Origin of the sequence: Haloactinopolyspora alba (genome assembly GCF_003014555.1) — a bacterium.
Taxonomy (GTDB): domain Bacteria; phylum Actinomycetota; class Actinomycetes; order Jiangellales; family Jiangellaceae; genus Haloactinopolyspora; species Haloactinopolyspora alba.
Genome location: NZ_PYGE01000004.1, coordinates 165712 through 188661, shown reverse-complemented (window position 1 = coordinate 188661; position 22950 = coordinate 165712). Strand labels below are relative to the sequence as shown.

General features: G+C 71.7%; 23 protein-coding genes. 16 read left to right on the top strand and 7 right to left on the bottom strand.

The features are described from left to right. Positions 1 to 74 precede the first annotated feature (74 nt). A complete protein-coding gene (locus tag CLV30_RS07420) occupies positions 75 to 944 on the top strand; it encodes a phosphatase PAP2 family protein (RefSeq protein WP_106536560.1) in 870 nt (289 codons plus the stop codon). A gap of 13 nt (positions 945 to 957) precedes the next feature. Here the strand turns inward: CLV30_RS07420 and CLV30_RS07415 are convergent, their stop codons facing one another. Further along, on the bottom strand, positions 958 to 2448 hold the full coding sequence (locus tag CLV30_RS07415; RefSeq protein WP_205740515.1) for an MFS transporter: 1491 nt from the start codon (positions 2446 to 2448) through the stop codon (positions 958 to 960). An 86-nt stretch (positions 2449 to 2534) separates the two neighbouring features. On the opposite strand from CLV30_RS07415, the gene CLV30_RS07410 reads away from it, so the two are divergent. Both CLV30_RS07410 and CLV30_RS07405 read left to right on the top strand, forming a co-directional pair. Beyond that, entirely contained in the window at positions 2535 to 2921 is a 387-nt protein-coding gene (locus CLV30_RS07410) for a MarR family winged helix-turn-helix transcriptional regulator (protein ID WP_205740516.1), read from the top strand. 162 nt (positions 2922 to 3083) lie between these two features. Beyond that, positions 3084 to 3935, top strand: coding sequence for an NAD-dependent protein deacetylase (locus CLV30_RS07405; protein WP_106536733.1), 852 nt, complete (start codon positions 3084 to 3086; stop codon positions 3933 to 3935). Here CLV30_RS07405 and CLV30_RS07400 read toward each other — a convergent pair. Both CLV30_RS07400 and CLV30_RS07395 read right to left on the bottom strand, forming a co-directional pair. Continuing rightward, positions 3925 to 4383 carry an aminoacyl-tRNA deacylase gene (locus tag CLV30_RS07400; RefSeq protein WP_106536732.1) on the bottom strand — a complete coding sequence of 153 codons (459 nt, stop codon included), beginning with the start codon at positions 4381 to 4383 and terminating at the stop codon, positions 3925 to 3927. The two genes, CLV30_RS07405 and CLV30_RS07400, sit on opposite strands and share 11 nt — an antisense overlap. Before the next feature lie 9 nt (positions 4384 to 4392). After that, on the bottom strand, positions 4393 to 7335 hold the full coding sequence (locus CLV30_RS07395; protein ID WP_129710866.1) for a BTAD domain-containing putative transcriptional regulator: 2943 nt from the start codon (positions 7333 to 7335) through the stop codon (positions 4393 to 4395). 311 nt (positions 7336 to 7646) lie between these two features. Between CLV30_RS07395 and CLV30_RS07390 the strand changes: the two genes are divergently transcribed. The 10 genes from CLV30_RS07390 (at position 7647) to CLV30_RS07345 (ending at position 15381) form a co-directional block, all read left to right on the top strand. Beyond that, entirely contained in the window at positions 7647 to 8468 is an 822-nt protein-coding gene (locus CLV30_RS07390; RefSeq protein ID WP_106536557.1) for a hypothetical protein, read from the top strand. A gap of 78 nt (positions 8469 to 8546) precedes the next feature. Then, positions 8547 to 9290, top strand: coding sequence for an SAF domain-containing protein (locus tag CLV30_RS07385; protein WP_106536556.1), 744 nt, complete (start codon positions 8547 to 8549; stop codon positions 9288 to 9290). Between the two features lie 5 nt (positions 9291 to 9295). Next, positions 9296 to 10105 carry a hypothetical protein gene (locus tag CLV30_RS07380; protein ID WP_129710867.1) on the top strand — a complete coding sequence of 270 codons (810 nt, stop codon included), beginning with the start codon at positions 9296 to 9298 and terminating at the stop codon, positions 10103 to 10105. Then, positions 10102 to 11622, top strand: a complete 1521-nt coding sequence (locus tag CLV30_RS07375) for a TadA family conjugal transfer-associated ATPase (protein WP_165358461.1) — start codon at positions 10102 to 10104, stop codon at positions 11620 to 11622. The genes CLV30_RS07380 and CLV30_RS07375 overlap by 4 nt, the downstream gene beginning before the upstream one ends. A 5-nt stretch (positions 11623 to 11627) precedes the next feature. After that, positions 11628 to 12503, top strand: coding sequence for a type II secretion system F family protein (locus tag CLV30_RS07370; RefSeq protein WP_106536553.1), 876 nt, complete (start codon positions 11628 to 11630; stop codon positions 12501 to 12503). Continuing rightward, positions 12500 to 13399, top strand: a complete 900-nt coding sequence (locus CLV30_RS07365; protein WP_106536552.1) for a type II secretion system F family protein — start codon at positions 12500 to 12502, stop codon at positions 13397 to 13399. The genes CLV30_RS07370 and CLV30_RS07365 overlap by 4 nt, the downstream gene beginning before the upstream one ends. A 4-nt stretch (positions 13400 to 13403) precedes the next feature. After that, positions 13404 to 13802 carry a TadE/TadG family type IV pilus assembly protein gene (locus CLV30_RS07360; protein WP_106536551.1) on the top strand — a complete coding sequence of 133 codons (399 nt, stop codon included), beginning with the start codon at positions 13404 to 13406 and terminating at the stop codon, positions 13800 to 13802. Continuing rightward, complete coding sequence (locus CLV30_RS07355) at positions 13799 to 14233, top strand: TadE/TadG family type IV pilus assembly protein (protein ID WP_106536550.1); 435 nt, start codon at positions 13799 to 13801, stop codon at positions 14231 to 14233. The genes CLV30_RS07360 and CLV30_RS07355 overlap by 4 nt, the downstream gene beginning before the upstream one ends. A gap of 2 nt (positions 14234 to 14235) precedes the next feature. Continuing rightward, positions 14236 to 14667 carry a pilus assembly protein TadG-related protein gene (locus CLV30_RS07350; protein WP_165358462.1) on the top strand — a complete coding sequence of 144 codons (432 nt, stop codon included), beginning with the start codon at positions 14236 to 14238 and terminating at the stop codon, positions 14665 to 14667. Between the two features lie 117 nt (positions 14668 to 14784). Beyond that, positions 14785 to 15381: a hypothetical protein gene (locus tag CLV30_RS07345; protein ID WP_106536548.1), complete on the top strand. Its 597-nt coding sequence runs from the start codon at positions 14785 to 14787 to the stop codon at positions 15379 to 15381. A 21-nt stretch (positions 15382 to 15402) separates the two neighbouring features. Here the strand turns inward: CLV30_RS07345 and CLV30_RS07340 are convergent, their stop codons facing one another. Further along, complete coding sequence (locus CLV30_RS07340) at positions 15403 to 16518, bottom strand: DUF2786 domain-containing protein (RefSeq protein WP_165358463.1); 1116 nt, start codon at positions 16516 to 16518, stop codon at positions 15403 to 15405. 214 nt (positions 16519 to 16732) lie between these two features. Between CLV30_RS07340 and CLV30_RS07335 the strand changes: the two genes are divergently transcribed. Then, a complete protein-coding gene (locus CLV30_RS07335) occupies positions 16733 to 17548 on the top strand; it encodes an alpha/beta fold hydrolase (RefSeq protein ID WP_106536546.1) in 816 nt (271 codons plus the stop codon). 22 nt (positions 17549 to 17570) lie between these two features. On the opposite strand, the gene CLV30_RS07330 is transcribed toward CLV30_RS07335, so the two are convergent. After that, positions 17571 to 18173 (bottom strand): TetR/AcrR family transcriptional regulator, encoded by a 603-nt coding sequence (locus CLV30_RS07330; protein ID WP_106536545.1) that lies wholly within the window; start codon positions 18171 to 18173, stop codon positions 17571 to 17573. A gap of 109 nt (positions 18174 to 18282) precedes the next feature. Here CLV30_RS07330 and CLV30_RS07325 point away from each other — a divergent pair, with 109 nt between their 5' ends. Continuing rightward, a complete protein-coding gene (locus tag CLV30_RS07325; protein ID WP_106536544.1) occupies positions 18283 to 19248 on the top strand; it encodes an ABC transporter ATP-binding protein in 966 nt (321 codons plus the stop codon). Continuing rightward, complete coding sequence (locus CLV30_RS07320; RefSeq protein WP_106536543.1) at positions 19245 to 20825, top strand: ABC transporter permease; 1581 nt, start codon at positions 19245 to 19247, stop codon at positions 20823 to 20825. The genes CLV30_RS07325 and CLV30_RS07320 overlap by 4 nt, the downstream gene beginning before the upstream one ends. Before the next feature lie 5 nt (positions 20826 to 20830). On the opposite strand, the gene CLV30_RS07315 is transcribed toward CLV30_RS07320, so the two are convergent. Then, positions 20831 to 21871 (bottom strand): GNAT family N-acetyltransferase, encoded by a 1041-nt coding sequence (locus CLV30_RS07315; protein WP_205740518.1) that lies wholly within the window; start codon positions 21869 to 21871, stop codon positions 20831 to 20833. Between the two features lie 70 nt (positions 21872 to 21941). Continuing rightward, positions 21942 to 22868, bottom strand: a complete 927-nt coding sequence (locus CLV30_RS07310; protein WP_106536542.1) for a CAP domain-containing protein — start codon at positions 22866 to 22868, stop codon at positions 21942 to 21944. Positions 22869 to 22950: the final 82 nt, after the last annotated feature.

The window sequence follows — 22950 nt, the reverse complement described above, 5'->3', positions numbered from 1 at the left end:
AAGTAAGGGCGCTACCAGGGGGATCCGCCCGGACGGTCGGTCACTCACCGTCGAGCGGAAGACGGGAGGCAGCCATGACGGCGGGGACCGTGACACGCCGCGCGACGGACGACACCGCCCGGTCGGCACGCCGCCGACGGTTGAACACGGCCGGGCGCGAGATGGCGCTCCTGCTCGCGGCTGCGCTGCTCTACTCCCTGGTCCGCGGCGTCGCCAACGACCGGGTCGAGGCCGCGTTCCGCCATGCCGAGCAGGTCATCTCGTTCGAACGCTCGATCGGCATCTTCGTCGAGACCGACCTGCAGGGGCTGATCCTCGGCCACGACTGGGCCGTGGACGCCGCGAACGCGTTCTACATCTACGGCTACTGGCCGGTGTTCGTGTTCTCGCTCGTCTGGCTGATCACGCGCCGACCGGCAGCGTACCCGCTGTACCGCAACGCGATCCTCGCCTCCGGCGCGCTGAGCCTGGTCATCTTCGCGTTCTACCCGCTGGCGCCACCACGTTTCCTGCCCGAACACGGCTTCGTCGACACGATCACGCTGGAGGCGACCGCCTACCGGGACCTCAATTCGCCGACGTTCGTCAACGAGTACGCGGCCATGCCCAGCCTGCACTTCGGCTGGATCCTGCTGCTCGGCATCGCCTGGATCGCCCTCGCCAGGCACGCGGTCGTCCGCGCGCTCGGGGTCCTGATGCCGCTGCTGATGTTCGCCTCGATCGTGCTGACCGGAAACCACTACGTGCTCGATGCCGTGGCCGGAGGGGGCGTCATCGCGTTCGGGCTGACGACGTCGGTACTGATCGAGCGGTGGAAGCGAGGCCGGGCCGTCGACGCGGCGATCGCCGGGGCACGCACGGACGTGTCCCGGCGACCGCGGCCACCGGCCGCCGGCATCCCCGCCCAACGACGGGGCGCCGACGACCAGCTGCCGGTGGACTAGGGACGGCGATCGATCAGACCGACACCGGCTCGTCCAGCCGTTCGTCCTCGTCGGGCCCGGGGAGCTGCCCGGGCCCCCGCCGTGGGCGTTGCCGCAGCATCGGCACGAGCATGACCAGCACTCCGGCGACGGCCAGTCCGGTGACCAGCACCAGCCCCGGCCGGAACTGGTCGAACTGCATGCTCCCGGCGGCCTCGCCGGAGTGTGAACCGGCTGTCACCAGCGCCGTCGTCACCGCCAGCACGACGGCGGCGCCGACCTGACCGGATGTCTGCACCAGCCCGGAGGCCAGACCCTGCTCGGAGTCGTCGACACCTGACGTCGCCTGCGACATGATCGACGAGAACGCCAGCGTGAATCCGACGCCGATCAGCAGCACGCTGGGCAGGATGTCCGTCACGTAGTCGGCGTCACCACCGGCGCGCAGGAACAGCACGTAGCCCAGGCTGAAGGCCGCCATGGCCACGACGATCGGCCGCTGCGTGCCGAAGCGGTCGATGACCCGGCCCATCGCGGGAGACCCGAACGCCACCATCAGCCCGGCGGGCAGTAGTGCGAAGGCCATCCGCAGCGGCGACCAGCCCAGCACCGACTGGAAGTAGATGGTCAGCATGAACTGGAAGCTCAGGTACGAGCCGAACATCGCGACGATACCGAGGTTGGCCCGCACGATGCTGCCGATGCGCAGGATGCCCAGCCGGACCAGCGGATGCGCCACCCGCTGCTCCACCCGGACGAAGACCGCCAGCAGCACCGCCGCGAGCACGAACGCACCAAGCGTCAGCGGATGCGTCCAGCCACGCTCCGGCGCCGAGACGACCGTGTACACGGCGAGCAACATGCCGGAGGTCAGCGTCGCCGCGCCGGCCAGGTCGTAGCCACCGGTCGCGGCGGGCCGGTCACGGTGGATCAGGAGATAGCCGCCGACCAGGGCGATGGCCGCGAGCGGCACCGGCATCAGGAAGTTCCACCGCCAGCCGGCACTGGTCAGCAGACCACCGAGGATCAGCCCGGAGGAGTACCCGCTGGCGCCGAAGACGGCGAAGATCGACAACGCCTTGTTGCGGGCGTGCCCCTCCGGGAACGTGGTGGTGAGGATCGACATCGCGGTCGGGGCGGTGAACGCCGCCGCCGCGCCCTTGACGAAGCGGGTCGCGATGAGCAGGCCGCCGTCGTCGACCAGACCGCCGACCAGGGAGGCGACGCCGAACACGGCCAGCGCGATCAGGAAGACCCGCCGCCGGCCGAGCAGATCGGCGGTGCGCCCGCCCAGCAGCAGAAGTCCGCCGAAGCCCAGGACATAGCCGTTGACGATCCACTGCAGCGAGGCGGTGGACAGCCCCAGTTCGGCCCCGATGGACGGCAGTGCGACGCCCACCATGGAGACGTCGAGGCCGTCGAGGAACATCACCAGGCACAGGATCGCGAGGACGCCCCACAGCCGGGGCGTCCATCGCTGTTCGTTCGGTATGGAAGTGGACGGGAACGTGGCGGAAGGAGTCACGGCCGAGACGTTACATGCGTGTGCATGAGATGCACAATCATTTAATGTCCGTGCATCGTCGCGCTGGCGGTGTTAGAGTGCACTCCATGACGCAGTTGGTGGAACGGGGGCTGATCGCGCGCTGGCGTGAGCTTCTGACCACCTACAACCAGATCGCCTGCGCCCTCGAACGAGACCTGCAGGACAACCACGGCATCGGCCTCAGCGAGTTCGAGGTGCTGGACCGGCTGGTCGAGTCCGGGCAGGCCAAGATGCGCATGCACGACCTCGCGACCGACATCTATCTCAGCCAGAGCGCGCTGTCCCGCACCGTCGCCAGGCTCGAGCGTGCTGGCCGCGTCGTGCGCGCGATGTGCGCGGACGATCGCCGAGCGATCTTCGTGTCGCCCACCGAGCCCGGGCGCCAGTTGCGCGACGAGGCCCGCGAGACCCACCGTGCCGTCCTCGCCCAGCACATCCCGGCCGACGACTGACTTGATCGCGTTGTCGGGCATGTATGGAACACGCCGAACTCACCCTGCCTGCCTCGTGATGCGCGCAAACGCCGCGTGATGCGGATCGCCTCGTGATGCAGGCGGCGACGTCGCCGACATAGGCTCGATGCCGTGCTCGACCGCTCCGAACCCGGCGCCACGATGCCGCCGGCCGTGTCCCGGGCTGTCGAGCTACTCGCCGGACGGCGCGTCACCGTCCTCACCGGCGCCGGCATCTCCACGGACTCCGGAATTCCCGACTACCGCGGCCCGGACTCCCCGCCGCGCGCGCCGATGACCTACCAGCAGTTCGTCGGCGACCCCGACCGCCGTCGCCACTACTGGGCGCGCAACCACGTCGGCTGGCGGCACGTGCACGAGACCCGCCCCAACCCCGGTCACCTGGCCGTGCGCAGGATGGAGGACCTCGGTGGCGTGAACGGCGTCATCACCCAGAACGTCGACACCCTGCACGAGGTGGCCGGCAGCCGGAACGTCATCGACCTGCACGGCCGCTACGACCGCGTGATCTGTCTGACCTGCGGCCGCCGCATCTCGCGTGACCACCTGGCCGAGCGGCTCGACGCGTTGAACCCCGGTTTCGCCGATGACGTGCCGGACGCGGAGATCGCACCGGACGCCGACGCCGTCATCGAAGCGACGGCGCACTTCCGGGTCGCCGATTGTGAGCACTGCGGCGGCATCCTGAAGCCGGAGATCGTCTACTTCGGAGAGAACGTCCCGAAGGCGCGTGTCGAGAAGGCTTTCGCGATGCTCGACGACGCCGACGGGTTGCTGGTGGCCGGCTCCTCGTTGACGGTGATGTCCGGGTTGAGGTTCGTTCGCCGCGCCCACAAGACCGATCGCCCGATCGTGATCGTCAACCGCGGATCCACCCGCGGCGACGACCTGGCCACGGTCAAGATCGACCGCGGCTGCTCGCCCACGCTCACGACGATGGCCGAAGCACTCGCCACGCGCCGGACCCGGCCGGGTTCGCCGGCTACTGGGTGACGTCGGCGACCGTGGCCTCCAGGGCTTTGATCAACGCGTCGCCGTCGACCGTGGCCGCGACGCCGGGCGCGCCGGCGCCGATGGAGACGGTCCGGCCGCGGATACGTCCGTCCGCGATGACCGGCCAGGGGTGGGTTGCTCCGAACGGCGTGATGGTGCCGCGCTCGTAACCGGTCACGTCGCGCGCGGTCGACGCATCCGGCATGGACAGGCGGCTGACATCGAGCAGAGCCCGGAGTTTCGGCCAGGCGATGGTGCGATCGCCTGGCACGAGGACGAAGACGTAGTCGTCGTCGGCACGGCGCACCACGATGGTCTTGACGATCGCGGAAGGATCGACAGCCCGGGCCGCGGCGGCCTCCTCGAGACTGTGCACCACGCCGTGCCGGACCATTTCGTAGGCCAGACCCGATGCCTCCAACGCTGCCTGCGCGCCTTGTTCCGTCATGCTCACAGCCTACGGTTCACCGGCCGGCCGGGACGCGCCCGCCGACGCCGCCCGCACCGTCCGTGCCTGTCGCCGGAGGATCTGCTCGACCAACCTCTCGGTGTCGTCCTCGAGATCGCCACCGAGCTCGTCCGCGGTGACGCGCAACTGCTCCACGCTGGCCAGGACCGTGGAGCGGTCTCCGAGCTGCACTTCCGCCTTGAGACGGTCGCGCCACAGCAGCTCGACGCCCGGTTCGACCGTCAGCCCGAGCAACGCGGCCCGCAACGCCTCTCGCGGCTCGCCGGCGTTCATCATCCGCACGGCCAACTCGTGACACGCGTCGACGATCGCCGCGATCATCTCCTGCGCCTGGTGGTCGGCCCAGGCGTACGGCCTCCGGCCGCGGCCGGAGAACGGGCGCCCGCGGACCAACGCCAGGGCCGCGCGCAGCTCGGACGTGCTCGCGGACGCGGGACCGTCGGGCAGGAGGTCGCACCACTCCTGCCAGTCGCTACGCACCTCGGGAAGGAACGCGTACCGTCCTTCGGTCCGTGGCAGCAGCGGAGCGCCGTGCGCATCGGTTCCCAGCCATCGACGGAGCTTGGAGATCGCGGTGTTCCTGGTGATCCGGGTGACCGTCGAACCGGGCCAGATGGCTTCGTCGATGGCGTCGACGTCGCACCCCGGGTTCATCGCGATGAACATCGCCAGCTCGGTGAGTTGTCCGCGCTTGTTGCGCTCTCCGAGCTCGGCCGTGTGGACGACGCTGACCGGGCCGAGCATCGCCAGCGTCGGCACCTGACGTCCGGGCGATTCCGGCTGCCGGGGTTCGGCCGACGCTGCCTGCCCGTCCTCGGTTGACTTGTCGTCGGTCACGTCCATGAGCAGAGGCTCGAACCCGCGGTGTCCGGCTTCCGGCAACACCGGCAGGCGGTCGAGATCGGGTTCGGCCGTGGCCGTCCCGACAACGCCGCTGTCGGCCGTCCGCAGCAGCCCGACCATGTGGTCGGCCGTGGAGCGGTTCAGGAGTTGCGGACGGACGAGCATGCCGAGCGGCTCGAGCACGCCTGCCGGCGCCTCCGGGTCGCCCGAGACCCTGAGTTGCCACCGTCCGGTCGGCGCCGGGCCGCGCGTCACGGCCGCGACGGCGACATGTGGAGCGTCGGCCACCAGGGCGTCCAGCCTGCGTAGCTGTTCGGTGGGCAGTCGCTCGTCGGTCAGGATGATCTCGGGCGTCCAGGTGGCGTCGGCGACGTGCCGTCCGCGGGCGGCGCCGACACCGTCCGCTCCGGCCTCGGCGAGCAGCCGACGGTCGTCCGCGGCTCGGACGCTCAGTTCGTCCAGAAGACGGTCGACATCGTCCACTCGCCGGACTCGGCCGGTCTCGAGCGCGTCCAGGTGTGCCCAGTCGGCGCCACCCACCAGGCTCACCCTGAGATCATCCGCCCACGGGCTCGTCGCACACTCCGCTGCGACGGCCGCCACCACAGCGGACGCGACCGGATCGGGGCCGTCGACGTGCAGCACGCCGAGCCGCTCGAGATCGACGAGAAGCAGGCCGTCCTCGTGATCGTGGCCGAGGGTCACCAGGCTCGGATAAGGAGCCGGCTGGTCGTCGGGATCGGCGCCCGGCACGTCGCTCACGGCCGGAACGCTCCACAACCGGCCCGCGGAGAGATCGACGAACGGCGGCGGCAGTTCGGTCGCGGACTCCAGGTAGAGCTCGAGCGTCTCGCCCGCCAGGCGGACCGCCCGCAGTGTCGGCACCGGTCTTCCGCTCCGGCCCAGCTCGACCGCCAGTCCTCGTAGCGTCCGGTCGACGAGCTCCATGCCGGAAGGGTCGGCGACGTGGCGAAGCTCCACCTCGGCGGCGTGATCAGGGGCGGCCGCCGCGGCGAGCCGTTGGCCGGCCCGTCGTCGTCGTTGCCGTACGCCGCGGCGCGCGGTGAGCACGCCGATCAGCCCGGTGGCGAGCACCGCACCCACACCACCACCGGTGCGGAGCAGACCACCGAGACTCGCGTCGTCCTCGACCTCGGAGACGCCGGTGTCACCCGCACCGAGGCAGTCGGCCAGCGCGTCCGCAGCCTGATCGGAAGCATGACGGGGCAGACCCCCGACCGCGCCCACCGACGTGTCGTCGTACTCGACGTCAGGTGTGCGGGCCGGTGCCGCTGGCGCCGGCGTCGCCGGTGGCGCCGGCGTCGTCGGCTGCGGCGCGGCAGCAGAGGTCGGATGGCGGAGCTGTCGCCGTCCGTCCTCCTGCGCTCGGGACGGCTCGTCCGCGGAGTCAGTGGAGCTGCCCGGGATGGTCAGCGTCCACCCCGGGTTGATGACGTCGGGGTCGGTGAGTCGCTTCCCGTCCGGCTGCACGGTCGCGGTCGAGGCGTGGAAGATCTCCCGGTAGCGCGTGGGGTCTCCGAGCTGCGCACCGGCGACGTCCCACAACGTGTCGCCGGCAACGACCCGGTAGCTCCGAGCGCCGTCGGGCGGGGACTCGAGGAGGTCACGCGTCACCGGCGGCGCCGGCTTCCACGGCCCGCGCTCGCCCGCACCGGCGACAGCGGCCACAGGCTCGGTGCCAGCGGTAGCGGCGGTGGCGGCGGTGCCAGCAGTGACGGCGACGACCGTGGCCGGGGTGTTCGCCGCGGCCATCTGTGCCGTGGGCACCGCCGTCGCGGCCGTGGTGATCAACGCGGCGACGAACCGCTGCTGGGCCCGCAGTCCGGGCAACCGGGGCGCCGGGACGCCCCGCACCGCCGCCGGGATCTCGACCAGCACGCTGAGTGCGAACGTCGCCCACCCGAACCATCCGACGAGGATCAGTGCGTTCAGGAACAACGTGCCGTCGTCGGGCCGCGTGACCGCGTGCCGGATCGCATCCGGCTCCGGCAGTCCGCCGGACACCGGTGAACCGTCGATCACCCACAGCATCCCGGGAACACCGGCGACGAGGGCAACCAGTATCACCAGCGCCCCCAGGCCTCGGAGGGCGCGTGTGAGGTGCCGATCCCGCCACCGGGGCGTGTGGTTCATTCCGCAAAACCCCCATTCCGTGTCTGAACCTGTGGGTGACACCGAGTCACGGATCGTGACACGGACGCCTCCAGAATCCGGAAGCCGCCCAGGTTGCCTGATCCACGACCGTGCTCGCGCCGCGGGGGCAACCGAAGATCCGTCCAGGGCAACCGACCGGTGGCCTCCAGGGCTATCCGCAGGGCTACCGGCCGGCGATGGGCTACCTCCGTCAGCGCGACCCGCTCGGAAGGAGCCCCACTCTCATGACCGTCGACACCGCCGCACGCGGGCACGACAGCCTCATCACCGATCAACTGAACGCCGAGTGGTCGGTCCTGGGCGGCCGCCCGGTGCCGCGAAACTGGAGTCTCCCGCCGCTCGCATGGTGCACCTGCCTCTCCGACGCGTTCGACGTCATCGCTCACGCACGCCGGCACCGGCCCGACGATGCGGACGAGCTCCTGCTCGCTCTGCTCGCCCGGCACATCGACGGTGCGGACGAACTCGCGGGCCGGCTGGTGCTGCAAGTCATGCTGGGCCGGGCGGTCAACCTCGCCCGCCGTGCACACCGCCACGGCGCACACGGCATCCGTGGCGATCTCGCACAACTGACCGCCGCGGCCGTGGCGGGCCTGTGGCAGGCCATCGCCGCTTATCCGGTCCGCCGACGACGCAGCAAGGTGTCGGTCAATCTGAGCATGGACGCGCTGCGGTACTTCACCGCATTGCTGGACGACCGAGCCGTCGAGATCCCCGACCACCTCGTGACCGAGACTCCCGAGTCGGTCCTCACCGCGCCGACGCCGGCGCCTGCTCTCGAACTGCTGCAGACGCTGGCCTGGGGCGTCGACGTCGGAGCGATCGACGCGGACGATGCGGCGCTGCTCACCGGCGTGTACTGCCCCGGGCCCGGCCAGGCGGGCGGCGCGAACGCCGCCGCGGCACGGCTGGGACTGACCGCCGCCGCGGTCCGGCAACGCTGCCGGCGGGCGACCAAGGTTCTCGCAGCGGCGACACGGTCACACGGCGACCGCTCCCGATCCCCTCGTTTTGACACGGTCGACACGATCACTAACATTCGGTGATCTCGGCCGTCACTGCCGACGACGCGCGCCGCTGTCGTCACGTGATCCGACATTCTCACGGACACCGAGGAAGCCGCCATGATCCACTCGAGCGATGCGGACACCGCCGTCGCGTCGCGACGCGGCCGCGATCCGCATGCCCACGCGTCCGAGCACGGTCCGGCCGACATCGGGCACGCTGACCGGCGATATCGACGACGTCCCGCGATGATCGGCCTGGGGCTCGCCCTGCTCGCCGTCTGCGGCGCCGGTGCCGCCTATCTGACCCAGCGCAGCGGTGACACGGTGCCCGTCCTGGCGGTCGCCGCCGACGTCCACCGCGGCCAGGTCATCTCCGACTCCGATCTGACGAGTGCCCGCGCCGTCCCCGACCCGGCGCTGGATCCGGTCGCGGTGGCGGAGCGGGATCACGTGGTGGGCCAGCGCGCCGCCGCCGACCTCACCGCGGGGTCCCTGCTCACGCCGGCGTCCGTGACGGCGGGTGAGCTACCGGCGGCGGGCCAGACCATCGTCGGCGTGGCCGTGACCAAGGCGCAGACGCCACGAGAGGAGCTGGTTCCCGGCGACCCGGTCCGGATCTTCGACACACCGCGTCAGGGCGACGCCCCACCGAAGGCGGCGCCCGCGTCGACACCCGCGACGGTAGTGGGTGTGTCCCGCCTCGACGACAACGGGATGCGCATCGTGGACGTGCTCGTCACCGACGATGCTGCCGGCACGCTGGTCGCCCGGGTCGCCACCGGCCGCGTGGCCATCGTCCTGGACTCCGCCGCGGATCTCCGGGAAACCCCCGCCGGGGGCGACACGGGCGCCGAATCGTGACGGTCGTGGCATTGACGTCCGCGCGCGGCGCTCCCGGGACCACGACGACGGCCCTCGTCGCCACCCTCACATGGCCACGGCCGGTGCTGCTCGTCGAGGCGGACGTGAGCGGAAGCAGCAGCGTCAAGGCCGGGCACCTGCGTGGCGAGTACGACCACCGGCGCAATCTGATCACCATGGCACTGGCCCATCGCAATGGTGCGATGACCCTCGAAAGCCTGCGCCACGAGACGATCCCGCTGACCGAGGACCGTAGCCGCCTCGTCCTGCCCGGACTGGCGACGCGTGCACAGACGGGCTCGTTGTCCGACGGGTTCTGGTCGTCGCTGAGCGTCCTGTTCGCCGGTCTCGGGCGCCAGGGTGTCGACGTGATCGTCGACGCCGGACGGTACGGAATGCGCCACGGCCCAGACCCGCTACTGCGAGCCGCCGATCTGCTCGCCGTGGTTTCCCGGACGGGCTTGGACGACCTGGTCTCGGTGCGCGCCAACGTCGACCAGCTGCCGGGGGCGGAAACCGACGCCGCGGCCCAGCGACGCGGCCTGGTCCTGGTCGGTGCCGGCCGCCCGCACCGCGCCGCCGAGGCCGCCGCGGCGACCACGCTTCCGGTGTGGGCCTCGATGGCGTGGGACCCGGTCGCGGCCGACCGACTGAACGGGCACGACCGGGTCCGGACCGGGCTGACGCGCCTGAGCCGGTCGCGGCTGCTCCGCTCCGGCCGCGACGCCGTCTCCGAACTGCTGGCCGCCTGCGAACGCCGACGTCAATGGCTCGAGGGGCCTGCGGACAGGGCCGTGGAGGTGCGTTCCGGATGAGCCACCCGCCGGACGGCGCCGACATCACGCGGCTGCCCATCTTCGACGCACCACCGGAATCCGCCGTCGATCACGACCGGCCGCCCCCGCGGAGCCCACGTGAGATCCTCACCGCGATGCCGATGCCGACACAGCGATCCACGACGGGTCGCCGGCGCCCGCCCGGTCCGGCCGTCACCCGAGCCGATGGTGACCGCGCGCTCGACTGGGCCCAGGTCCGCGCCCTCCGTCAGCAGGCGGCGGCACGGCTGTCCGACCAGGTCGACGAGAGCACCGGCGAGGAAAGCCGACGTGACATCGGGCGCGAGATCATCGCGCAGATCCTCGAGGAGCACGTACGAGAGGCGGTCACGAACGGCGACGCCGCCATCGACGTCGAGCAGCAGGCCGCACTCGCCCAGGCGGTCTTCGATGCGCTGTTCGGCCTCGGGCGGCTACAACCGCTTCTCGACGATCCCACCGTCGAGAACATCGAGGTCTACGGCGCCGAACCGGTGGTCGTCATCGACGCTGACGGTGCCATCACTCGGCAACCCCCGATCGTGGACACCGAGGACGAGCTGGTCGACATGCTCGCGTTCCTCGCGACGCGCGGCGGCGCGCACGAACGGACGTTCTCGACGGCCAGCCCCAGTCTTCACCTGCACCTGCACGGCGGGCACCGGCTCGCGGCATCCGGCTGGACGACACACCAGCCGGTCGTCGTGATCCGGCGGCATCGGCTCGTCGACGTCGACCTGTCCGATCTGACCGAACGCGACACTCTCACGCCGCAAGCGTGCGGGTTCCTGCGCGCCGCGGTGCGTGCGCGGCGCAGCGTGCTCGTCTCCGGATCGATGGGCTCGGGCAAGACGACGCTGGTCCGCGCCCTCGCGAACGAGATCGATCCGGAGGAGAAGCTCGGCACCATCGAGACGGAGTACGAACTGGGTCTGCATCACATGCGCGACCGGCACCACCGCATCATCGCCTGGGAGTCGCGGCCCGGCAGCGGTGAGCGCGGCCCGGACGGGCGCGCGGTCGGCGAGATCACCCTCGACGACCTCGTCTACGACTCGCTGCGGATGAACCTCGACCGGCTGATCGTCGGTGAGGTCCGCGGGCCAGAAGTACTGCCGATGTTCAAGGCGATGCAGTCCGGCGCGGGGTCGCTGTCGACCATCCACGCGCACTCCGCCCGTGCGGCCATCGAGCGCATCGTCACCTGCGCCATGGAAGCCGGACCCCACATCACCGCGGAGTTCGCCTACCGGCAGATCGCGCAGCACATCGATCTCGTCGTGCACGTCGAACGGCATGATGTCCGCAACGGTGAGGGCATGCGGCGTACCCGTCGGGTCGCGGAGATCATCGCCCTGGAGCCCGGTGAGCGGGGGATGCCCGCGGTCACCGACGTGTTCCGGGCCGGACCGGACGGCGAGCTCGTCGCCGCGTCGGCGCCGGCGTGGATGTCCGAACTCGCCGCTTACGGTTACGACACCCGCCGCAGCCATGCCGTCGGCAGGGACCCGTCGTGACACCGATGATCGCCGCGTTCACCGCGATCGCGGGCGTCGGCGGACTCGCGGCCACCGGCATCGGCCTGGTCAAGGTGCCGGTGGATGCGGCACGGCCCCGTCGCGGCGGGGTACGCAGCCGGGTGGCCGCGGCACGTGGGCGCACGCCGGCCGAGCGCCGATCCCGCCGCCGCCTGGCCGCCGCCGCTGCCGTCGGGCTCGCGGTGTGGTTGGTCAGCGGATGGGTGCTCGCGGTGCTCGTCCTGCCCGCCGCAGTCTGGGGTCTACCCGTTCTGTTGCAGACGTCGTCGAGCAAGTCCGAGATCGCGCGGCTCGAGGCGATGAGCGAGTGGGCGCACAATCTCTCCAGTGTGCTGGGGGTGGGTGTCGGCATCGAGCAGGCGCTGACCACCAGCGTCCAGTCGACGCCAGCTCCGATCCGGACCGAGGTGGCCAGGCTTGTCGCGCGGCTGCACGCACGGTGGGACACCACCGTGGCGCTGCGGGCGTTCGCCGACGATCTCGACGACGCCACCGGCGACTTCCTGGCCGCGGCGCTGATCCTGGGCGCGACGCGCCGGGGCAGCCAGCTCAGCAGCGTGCTCGACGGCCTGGCCGCGGCGGTCCGCGACGACGTCCGGGTGCGCCGCTCGGTCGACGCCGAGCAGGCGAAGGGACGCACGACCGCCCGGCTCGTGACCATGATCAGCGCCACCGGACTCGGGATGATGCTGCTCACGCCGTACGCAGAGCCCTACCGAACGCCGTTGGGGCAGCTGATCCTGGCCGGCCTTCTCGGGTGTTACGTGGCGTGCCTGCTGTGGATGCGTCACATCACGCGTACGCCCCGGCAACCCCGGCTGTTCGCCGGGGCCGATGCGGTGCCGGGGAGCCCGGCGTGATCTCGACCGTCCAACTCGCCATCCTGCTGGGGCTCGGCGCGGGAACCGGCCTGATCCTGCTGTTCCGCGAGCTACTGGGGCAGCGGATACGTCAGCCGCATGCCGCGCACACGGCGGCGCGGCTCACCGCGACGACGTCGTCGACGGTCGACCTGATCGGCGGCGACAGCCGTACCGACCGGCTGGGCAGGGTCGTCCTGCGTCGCACCTCCGGTGCGGCTCTCCTGCACATCCCGCATCGTGACCTCGCGCTCCTGCGCACGAGCGTGGCCCGGTACCTGGGTGAGCGTGCTCTCTACGGGGCGATCGGTCTCGCACTCCCGCCGGCGTGCACGCTGGCCCTCGCCGTCAACGGCGTCACCCTTCCGTTGACCGTGCCCGCGGGTGTCGGCCTCGTCACCGGCGCGGCGATGTCCTACCTGCCGCTGTACAACGTCGCCGACCTGGCCAGAACCTCACGACGAGAGTTCCGGCGCACCATGACCTCCTACGTCGACCTCGTCGCACTGGAGCGCGCGGCCGGCGCCGGGACGACGCAGGCTCTGGAGTCCGCCGCCACGATCGCCGACTCCTGGGCTTTCCAGCGCCTGCGTGACGAACTGGCCCAGGCCCGGTGGGCGGGCACCCCCGCCTGGGATGCGCTGCGCACCGTCGGAGACGAGCTCCGGCTGCCCGAACTGGCCGAGACCGCGGACGTGATGCGGCTGTCCGCGCGGGAGGGCGCGGCGGTGTACGACATCCTGCGCGTACGTGCGTCCACGATGCGCAACGAGATCCTCACCGGCGACCACGCCCGTGCCGGAGCCCGCACCGAACGCGCCACCGCACCGCTCGCCGCGACGTCGGTCGTGTTCATGCTGATTCTGGCCGCGCCGGTGGCCATGCAGATCGGATAGCGCATTGGCCACACCACGACACCGTCGCGCTCTCCCGAACGGCCAGCACGGTTCGGTCACCCTCGAGACCGTCGTCTTGTGGCCGGCGGTCTTCCTGCTGATCTTCGGCATCGTGCAGGCCGGCATCTGGTACCACGCCCGCAACGTCGCGCTCACCGCGGCGCACGAAGGCGCACGCGCCGGCAGCCTCGGTGAGAGCGGCGACGGCGCCGCGCGCGCCGCCGAGTTCGTCGCCGACACCGCGAGCACGTCGCTGCTACGGGTCGACGAGATCTCCCAGGAGGTCGGCGAGGGTTCCGTGACGGTCACGGTCACCGGCGAGTCGACGACCCTCGTCCCCGGGTGGACCATCGACGTGAGCCAGTCGTCCACGGCGCCGATCCGGCGTTGGACCGACCCGTGAGCCGCCGGAGGACCGGCGCCGCCGCGGCGCGCGACCGCGGCTCGGCGACGCTGGAGCTCGCGATACTCACGCCCGGTCTGTTGCTGCTGCTGGCGCTGCTGACGTACGCGGGCCGGCACGCCATCGCGGACGGCGCCGTCGACCAGGCCGCCGCAGATGCTGCTCGCGCGGCGTCACTGCAGCGCAGCCCATCCGCGGGCGAGGCGGCCGCCACCGACGTCGCACGCCTCTCGCTGCGCGATCAGGGACTGTCCTGCCTCGACGTGCTCGTCGATGTCGACACGTCCGGGTTCGGCGCCGCCGGTGAAACGGGCCGGGTGTCGGTGACCGTCGCATGCCCGCTGAAGGTCGCGGACCTGCCGCTGACGCTGCCCTCGATCACGGTCTCCGCCACCGCGGTGAGCCCGGTCGACACCTACCGGGAGCGGTGACGATGCCGCTGCGCCGCGCCGGTCACCGGCACCACGCCGAGGCGGGCAGCATCACCCTGATGGTGGTCGTCGTGGCCCTCGCGCTGGTCGCGATGGTGGGGCTGGTGGTCGACGGACGCGCGCAGATGACCGCCCAGCAGCGCGCCGACAACGTCGCCGCCGAGGCCGCGCGGGCCGCCGGTCAGGAGATCAACGGCGCGGTGGTTTCCGGATCCCGCGGGATCGACCGTGCACGAGCACTGGCCGCGGCCAGGAGCCATCTCGCTGCCGCAGGCGTGCGCGGAAGCGTGGCGGTGCGCGGCGACACGATCGTCGTCCGGACCGGCGCCACCGAACCGGCCCGGATCCTCTCGCTCGTCGGCGTCACCGCCCTCGAGGCAACCGGGCACGCCACCGTTCGGATCATGACCGGGCTGGAACGTCCCGGCCGTTAGTGCCCAGCCCCGTTGGACGACGGATCGGCGGCCATCGGAGTACGGCCGGTGTCACACCGAGGGGTGATCCGCGCACCCACAGAGGGTGAGATTCCCTGGCGAAGGAGTGCTCATCTGATGCCGGACCACGACCCCGCTCTCGCGCGACGGATGGTGACCACGGTGCGTCGGCACGGGCTCTGGCTGCTGGTCGCCCTGGTGGCACTGAGCGGTCTCGCCGCCGTCGGCGCCATCGTCAGCTCACGGCCGGACACCGGCGACGTCTCGCTGCCGTCAGGCCCGCCAGCGCAGGATGTGCACGCGGCCAAGGTGTCCGCCGCGTTCCCGTCGCGACCGCCACAGCCGCCGGCGCCGCGGGATCGCTCACCGACCGCACCGGCGACCAACGAGAGCGCGCGGTCGTGGGCGGCGGTGGCGCGCGGATTCGGGCGGACCTTCACGCGGACAGGTCTCGGTCAGGAAGCATGGTTCGCCGCGCTGTCGTCCTGGCTGACCGACGACCAGGCGGCCCGCTACCGGAACGTGCCGATCGCCGACATCCCCACCGGCACGCTCACCGGCGTGCGGATCGACGCCCCAGGCGACAGCGACACGACAGGCGGCGTGTTGACGTACGACACCGGCATGGTTCTGGAGGTGGGCCTGGTCCACGACGAGGCGGCGGGCGGCTGGCTCGTCGCCACCGTCGCCCCGGCCAGCACTGCGCCACGGTGACCGCAGCCCCGTCGCGGGCGTTCAGCTCCCCACGTCGAGTTCGCGCCGTCCACCGGTCAGCTCCGCTTGGTCGGCGGCGCTGCGTCCGGCTCCCCAACCGGCCGAACTACCGGCGGTGAACGACCGCTGCGCGACGGTGGGGAACAGCGTCTCGTAGAGCTCGTCGACGGCGCGGTGCCGTTCGGCATGGATCGCGACGAGATCAGTGCCGGCTTCGGCCTCGGCGCGACCGGCGGTGTCACGCAGCCGTTCACCGATTCGGGTGGCATACGACAGCAGGAACGAATGCCGGAACGATCGGGTGCGGGACCGTCCGTCGGCACCGCCGTGCGTTCCCGCCGCGACCATCGCGCTGGTCGCCTGCACGAGCAGGGACGTGGCCAGCACCTCGACCACGTCGAGTGCGACGTCGTCGCCGAGCACGGTGGTGAAACCGAGCCGCTCGCTGGACACCGTACGGCAGTGGTTGGCCGAGCCGACCTCGCCGACCAGCAGCGTCTTCGGACCGACGTAGGGCGCGTCCAGCCAGATGCGACGCGCCGACGCGAGCGCACCGGCCGGGCGGGCGCCGGCGGCCACCGACTGCTCGATGGAATACCGGCTCATCAGCTCCTGGGCCTTGGCCGACAGCGCCTCCGCCTCGTCCGGGAAGGTCGTCGACTCGGCCTTGGCCAGCAGTGCTCGCACACGCGTGAGCATCGTGTCGTCGACCGCCGCACCGGTGCCGGCGGTCGAGGTCTGCTCGCCCGGGGCCGGCACGATGCGCTGCAACGGCGGCAGCCGCCGGAGCACGCCCAGCACGTCGAGCGCCGCCGTCAGCATCACGCGGCGGTCGCCGTCGCGCCACCGTGCCGCCCACTGCCCCGGATACGGATGCCGCGCGTCCCACCACACCGTGGCGCCCACCGTACGAAGCTGTTCCGACCAGCGCGGATGCATCGTGGCCGCAGGGTGTCGCGCGCTCCAGTCCGCCACGGCGTCGACGACGAACGAAACGGCGTCGCCGGATGCGCGGCGGCGCACGATCTCGACGAGGTCGACCGGTAGCCAGCCCTGCCGGCACAACGATTCCAGCTGTTGCCGGAGCAGCTCGACCACGGCGTCGTCGTCGAACGACGGCGGCTCCGGGTGGGCCATGCGCGCCTCCACGGTCGGGTGGTGTGCAAGACCCCATCCTCCTGGCCGGGTCCGACAGAGTCCGCCACGGGTCGGCAGCCGCCGCCCCGGGGCCGGCGCCGGGCCGGGCGCGACGGTGCCCACGAGATGGACTTCGCTACCGGCAGCATCGTGATCTGTCATACCTTGCGTCAGTCGCCAGGGTCCGACGACGACGGAACGGGAGAGACGTGCGATGACCAGTGGCCGCTTGCCGGTCCACGACGGAGAACTGTTCTTCGACGAGAACGGGGCAGGTCAACCGCTCGTGTTGCTGCACGGCGCGAGCCTGGACCACCGGATGTGGGACGGTCAGGTCGACGCGTTCGTCCGGGCCGGCTACCGCGTCATCAGGTACGACGCACGCGGGCACGGCCAGTCGTCCACGCCGGTCGCCGACTATGCACCGCACGACGATCTGCTCGCGCTGCTCAAGGGCCTGGAGATCTCCCGTGCCTGCCTGGTGGGGCTCGCGCACGGTGCGCGCACGGCGGTGGACTTCGCGCTCACCCACCCGGACGCGGTCGACATGCTGGTACTGGCCAGCCCCGGTGTCAGCGGCATGCAGCTGTCCGACCCCGCGATCCTGACGCTGCTTCAGCACCAGGCGGCCGCGGCGCAGGCACGTGATGCCGACGCCTACGTCGAGTACTTCCTGCGAGCCTGGGTCGACGGGCCGCACCGGTCACCGGAACAGGTCGACGACACCGTCCGGCAGCGCTGCCAACGCATGGCGATGGACATGCTGCGCGAGCACGCCTCGGCTTCGGGGACGCCGCGCGAGCTCGGGGCGACCGAGCGCCTCGCCGAACTGGTCGCACCGGTGCTGGTCCTCGTGGGTGACCTCGACTCGTCCGACGTCCACGACGTCGCGGCGCGGATCGAAGCCGACGCCCAGGTCGCGGCCAGCGCGGTGATTCCCGGCACGGGACACACGCTGCCGATGGAGCAGGCCGCGGCGTTCAACGCGGCGGTCGTGACCTTTCTGGAGCGGGCGGCGCTGCTGCGCTGAGCCCACGGGCCGCCCGTGCCGACTACCCGCGGGGCCGGTCGAGCGTGATCCCGTCGATGACGTCGAGCGCGCGGTCCAGGACGGTGTGCAGGGGCTCGCGGTAGTCGGTGTCGTGCCAGTACTCGATCGCGGTCATGAACACCGAGACGAGCGCCGCGGCCAACACGCGCACGTCGAGGTCGCCGGGGTCGCGTCCGGTGTGCTTGGCCAGCAGCCCGCGGATCTCGGTGGTGATCTGCTCGACCTGGCGGCCCATGCCGGCGCGTACGTCCGGCTCGGTCATCGCGTAGCGCATCCGCCTCCGGACCAGGTCGACCTCACGGGACTCGAGTTCCTCGACCATGTCGGTGGTCACGCGGCGCAGCGCGGCGACGGGATCCTGCGCGGCGAACTCGTCGTCCAGCGACTGGACGGCCACCGGGTCGTACTCGTCGTACAGGACGACGTATTCCTTGGTGCCGAAGTAGCGGTACACCGAACTCGGTGACACCTCCGCCTCGGCGGCGATGCGCTCGATGGTGACGTTGCTGTAGCCGTACTCGTCGAACAGCTCCAGCGCGACCTCCTGGATTCGCCGCATCGCCTGGAGCTTCTTCCGTTCGCGAAGGCTCAGCTGGGCGCGCATCGGGCCGATGCTATCTGGTCACCCAAAAACTGACAGTCACTTGCAACTCCTTCCGCGGTCGTGAGACAGTTACTCCCAAGTGATAGTAACTCTCGAAGCGGAGGAGCGCATGCCCACCGTCATCGATGCGACGGGCCTCGGGAAACGGTTCGGCCGCACCCGGGCACTCGACGGGCTCGATCTGCACGTGGACACCGGCGAGGTCCACGGGCTGCTCGGTCCCAACGGCGCCGGCAAGTCCACGACCATCCGGATCCTGCTCGGTCTGCTGAAGGCCGATGCGGGCGCCGTCACCGTCTTCGGCCGGGACCCGTGGGCCGACGCCGTCGACCTGCACCGTCGCTTCGCGTACGTACCGGGCGACGTCAACCTGTGGCCCAACCTCACCGGCGGCGAGGTGATCGACCTCCTCGGCGGTCTCCGCGGTGGAATCGACTCGCGGCGCCGTGCCGAGCTGCTGAAGCGCTTCGCGCTCGACCCCACCAAACGCGGCCGCACGTACTCCAAGGGCAACCGGCAGAAGGTCGCCCTGGTGGCCGCGCTCGCCTCGGACTCGGAGCTGCTGATCCTGGACGAGCCCACGTCCGGGCTGGACCCGCTGATGGAGGCGGTGTTCACCGACTGTGTCGCCGAGGCCGCGGCGCAGGGACGGACCGTCCTGCTGTCCAGCCACATCCTCGCCGAGGTCGAGAAGCTGTGCGACCGGGTCAGCATCGTCCGCGACGGCCGAACCGTGCAGTCCGGCTCGCTGACCGAACTGCGGCACCTGACCAGGGTCACCATCGAGGCCAGCACGCATCGCCCGCCCGCCGGGCTCGGCACGGTCCCCGGGGTGCACGACCTCACCGCCGACGGCACGTCGGTGCGTTTCGACGTGGACGGGGAACATCTCGACGAGGCGCTGCGGCAGCTCACCAGCTACGGCGTCCAGACGCTGACCAGCGCCCCGCCGTCACTCGAAGAGCTGTTCATGCGCCACTACGACGCCGCGCCCGGCGACGACACCACCGACAGCGCCATCGATCACACCGCTGACACGCCCACCGCCGACACGACCGCGGATGCCACACGATGAGCCAACTCACCGGGACGACGACGATCCTGCGCCTGAACGTCCGCCGCGACCGGGTGCGCCTGGCGTTGTGGGTCGCAGGCCTGGCAGGACTCGTGCTTGCCACGGCATCCGGGATCAAGGAGCTGTACCCCACGCGGGCGGACCTGCAGGCCTACGCCGAAACCGCCGGATCCAGCCCCGCGGCCATCGCGCTGAACGGCCCCGCGCACGCCGTCGACACGACCGGCGGCGCAGCGGTCTTCGAGGTCGGCGGATACGCCGCCGTGGCCGTCGCGCTCATGAGCATCCTGCTGGTCGGCCGCAGCACGCGGGCCGAGGAGGAGTCCGGCCGCACCGAACTGCTCCGGGCCGGGATCCTCGGCCGCCACGCCGGCCTGGCAGCGGCGGTCGTGGTCGCCGTCGGCGCGAACCTGCTGATCGGCGCCGTCGTGGCCGGCGGATTCGTCGCCCTCGGCCTGCCGACGGCCGGGTCACTGACCTTCGGAGCCTCGCTGTGCGCCGTCGGCGTCGTCTTCGCCGGGGTCGCGAGCGTCACCGTTCAGCTGACCGAGCACGCCCGCACCGCGAACGCGATGGCCGGCGCCGTCGTCGGCGTCGCCTACGTGGTGCGTGCCGCCGGTGACGTCGGTGAGTCCGGGCTGTCATGGCTGTCGCCGTTCGGCTGGGCCCAGGCCACTCGGCCGTTCGCGTCGGAGCGGTGGTGGCCGCTGCTCCTGGTGGTCGCGGCCTCGGGACTGTTGCTGACGACCGCGGTCGTCCTGCAGCGCCGCCGCGACGTCGGCGCCGGCCTCGTGCCGCAACGGCCCGGCCCCGCCCGGGCGGCACCGGGCCTGCTGCGCCAGGTCGGGTTCTCGCTGCGGCTTCAGCGAGGTGCGCTGCTCGGCTGGACCGTCGGCGTGTTCGCCGGTGGCGCGGCGTTCGGCTCGGTGGGTGACGAGATGGACGACATCGTCGCCGACAGCGACGGTCTCCAGGACTGGATCGGCGCGTACGGCGGCAACCCGACCGACGCGTTCCTGGCTCTCACCCTGCTGATGCTGGCGCTGGGCGCCGCAGGATGCACGTTGACCTCGGCACTTCGCCTGTCCACGGAAGAGTCCGCCGGCCGGGTCGAGCCGCTGCTGGCCACGCCGGTGAGCCGGCCGCGCTGGATGCTCAGCCATCTGGTGGCGCCGTTGCTGGCCGGCGTCGTGGTCCCGCTCGCCGGCGGCCTGGGCGTGGGGGTCGCCTACGCGACGCTGACACAGGACCCGGCGCAGGTGCCGCGGATGCTCGGCGCGGCCCTCGCGCACGTGCCTGCCGTCTGGGCGCTGACCGGCCTGGCGGTGCTGCTGATCGGCGCCGTCCCACGCGCGGTGGCGCTGGTGTGGGCGGTGTTCGGCGGCTGCGTCGTCGCCGCGCTGCTCGGCTCCCTGATACGGCTGCCGGACTGGGTGCTGGAGCTGTCGCCGTTCGCGCACACGCCTCGGCTGCCGGGCGAGTCCGTGCAGGCCGCTCCGCTGGTCCTGCTGACGGGCCTGGCCGTGCTGACCGTCGCGGCGGGTGTGGCCATGTTCCGCCGCCGCGACCTGCGGTGACGCCTTCAGATCTCCTTGGTGAGCAGGACGGCACCCGGCTGGCGCTCGTAGCCCAGCCGGGTGTACAGGCCGAGCGCTCCGGTCGGGTTGTCGGTGTCGACGTCGAGGCCGGCGTACTGCATGCCGTCGGCGGCGTAGGCGCGCATCGCGACGGTCAGCAACGACGCCGCGACACCGTGGCGCCGCCACGGGCGCCGGACGGCCACCAGGTCGGTCCACCCCTCGGTGTAGCCCTGAGGTTCCCAGTCCTGCCGGTACGCACCCGACACCAGGTATCCGACGACGGTGCCGGCGGTGTCCAGCGCCACGAAACTCCAGTCCGGCCGGAACGCCTCACCACCGATCACGTTCAGCGCCCACGCCTCCGCGTCCAGCGGACTGGAGCCCCAGTGGTCCCGGGCGAACGCTTCGTTGTGGGTCTCGCGGACCTGCTCGTCGCGCTCCCGCGTGTACGGCACGACGGCGAGACCGTCCGGCACCTGGACCGCCGGCAGCGTCGCGGACAGGTCGCGCCGCATCCCGACGTACCACCGGCGCGGCTCGAAGCCTGCCCGTTCGACGAGCCGGCGGGCTCCGGCGTTGTGCTCGTCGACGTAGAAGCAGATGCGGGCCGGCAGGTTGACGTCGGCCCCGGCCAGCTGTCGACGTGCCCTCGCCTCGGTCCAGGCGATCAGCGCACGGCCGAGTCCGCGGCCCCGGTCGTCCGGATGGACGGCGCCGAACCCGACCGGGGTGTGCGTGCCCTCGGTGGCGGGCCGGAACTCCGACCACGCGTAGGCGCGCATCCGCCCCTCCACGTCGAAACCGGCCACCGAGTCGCTGCGGGCGTCGCGCCACCCGCCCTCGAACATCTGCGCCAGCTCGGCCTGCGTCCGCCGTTCCAGCGCCTCGTCCGCGTCGTCGACGACGCTGGTCAGCCGGTACCACTCCGGGACGTCGGAGGCCGTGACGGCCCGCCATGTCAGGCCGGCGTCGTCGGGTAGCTCCGGCATCCGTTCGGGCGCGACGGCCCGCTCGGCCAGCGGCTCGAGTGTCGCGGTCTGCACGGCACTCACGGTATGGGCACCGGTCCGTTCCCGGCGACCGGATTTTCACCCGGCTCACCGGGCATCGGCCTCACGCGCGGCCCAGCACCTGCGTCCACCACGTCCCCAGCAGCCCGGACTCCCGGCCGACGCCGATCGACGTGTACGAGCAGTCCAGGAGTTTCGACCGGTCGTCCGGGTGGGACATCCACCGGTCGACGACGCGCTCCGCGTCCCACGCGCCGTAGCGGATCGTCTCGCCCACCGCACCGTCGAATCCGGCCTCGGTGGCCCGGTCGGCCGGTGTGCTGCCGTCCGGCGAGACGTGCGAGACGTACAGGCGGTTGCGCATGTCGGTGCTGTGCTTGCGCGCGGCACTCGTCAGGGCGCCGTCGACCCGCAGGTCGGGGCAGCCTGCGCTCGCGCGCTCGGCGTTGGTGGCCTCGACCAGCTCACGCTCGGCACCGGTGAGGTCGGGCGGCAGCGACACCGTCGGATCCGGCTCCGGCGGCTCGATCGGATCGTCGGGCGTCTCGTCCGGTGGCTGCGTCGGATCCGGCGGTCGGGTCGGGTCCGGTGGTTCCGAAGGCTGCGTCGGGTCCGACGGCGGATTCTCCGGATCACTCGTCACCGGATCGTCGGGCGACGGCGGCCGGCTCACCGGGGGCGTGCCGGGAGTCGACGGTGTCGGGGGCACCTCGGGCGTGGCCGGGTCGTCGGGCGGCGAGTCCGGCTCACCGTCCTCGCCGGCCGGATCGCTGGACGGCGCATCCGACTCGGACCCGCCACCTCCGCCGGGCCCGGGCGTCCGGGAGGCCTCACCCGTCGGCGACGTGCCAGGGGTGGGCGCACTCGGCGTGCCGTTCATCGTGGGGTCCGGTGTCGCAGGGTCGGTGCCGCTGGTCGTACTGTCGACCCCGGCATACACGATGCCCGCGGATGTCGGCGTCTCGTCGGTCAGCACGACGTAGGCGCCGGCCGCCACGACCGGGGCGAGTGTCAACGCGCTCAGGCGCATGTACAGGGGGAGTCTCCTCGGCCGTCGGTGCCGAGGTTGCCGCAACGTCACGCTTCGTCCTTTCGACGACGAGTGACCTTAC

Bases quoted from the DNA above. Each gene is read 5' to 3' on its own strand.
- CLV30_RS07420 (WP_106536560.1), top strand. From the start codon at position 75: ATGACGGCGGGGACCGTGACACGCCGCGCGACGGACGACACCGCCCGG.
- CLV30_RS07410 (WP_205740516.1), top strand. From the start codon at position 2,535: ATGACGCAGTTGGTGGAACGGGGGCTGATCGCGCGCTGGCGTGAGCTT.
- CLV30_RS07405 (WP_106536733.1), top strand. From the start codon at position 3,084: ATGCCGCCGGCCGTGTCCCGGGCTGTCGAGCTACTCGCCGGACGGCGC.
- CLV30_RS07400 (WP_106536732.1), bottom strand. From the start codon at position 4,383: ATGACGGAACAAGGCGCGCAGGCAGCGTTGGAGGCATCGGGTCTGGCC.
- CLV30_RS07390 (WP_106536557.1), top strand. From the start codon at position 7,647: ATGACCGTCGACACCGCCGCACGCGGGCACGACAGCCTCATCACCGAT.
- CLV30_RS07385 (WP_106536556.1), top strand. From the start codon at position 8,547: ATGATCCACTCGAGCGATGCGGACACCGCCGTCGCGTCGCGACGCGGC.
- CLV30_RS07375 (WP_165358461.1), top strand. From the start codon at position 10,102: ATGAGCCACCCGCCGGACGGCGCCGACATCACGCGGCTGCCCATCTTC.
- CLV30_RS07370 (WP_106536553.1), top strand. From the start codon at position 11,628: ATGATCGCCGCGTTCACCGCGATCGCGGGCGTCGGCGGACTCGCGGCC.
- CLV30_RS07350 (WP_165358462.1), top strand. From the start codon at position 14,236: ATGCCGCTGCGCCGCGCCGGTCACCGGCACCACGCCGAGGCGGGCAGC.
- CLV30_RS07345 (WP_106536548.1), top strand. From the start codon at position 14,785: ATGCCGGACCACGACCCCGCTCTCGCGCGACGGATGGTGACCACGGTG.
- CLV30_RS07340 (WP_165358463.1), bottom strand. From the start codon at position 16,518: ATGGCCCACCCGGAGCCGCCGTCGTTCGACGACGACGCCGTGGTCGAG.
- CLV30_RS07335 (WP_106536546.1), top strand. From the start codon at position 16,733: ATGACCAGTGGCCGCTTGCCGGTCCACGACGGAGAACTGTTCTTCGAC.
- CLV30_RS07330 (WP_106536545.1), bottom strand. From the start codon at position 18,173: ATGCGCGCCCAGCTGAGCCTTCGCGAACGGAAGAAGCTCCAGGCGATG.
- CLV30_RS07325 (WP_106536544.1), top strand. From the start codon at position 18,283: ATGCCCACCGTCATCGATGCGACGGGCCTCGGGAAACGGTTCGGCCGC.
- CLV30_RS07320 (WP_106536543.1), top strand. From the start codon at position 19,245: ATGAGCCAACTCACCGGGACGACGACGATCCTGCGCCTGAACGTCCGC.
- CLV30_RS07310 (WP_106536542.1), bottom strand. From the start codon at position 22,868: ATGCGCCTGAGCGCGTTGACACTCGCCCCGGTCGTGGCGGCCGGCGCC.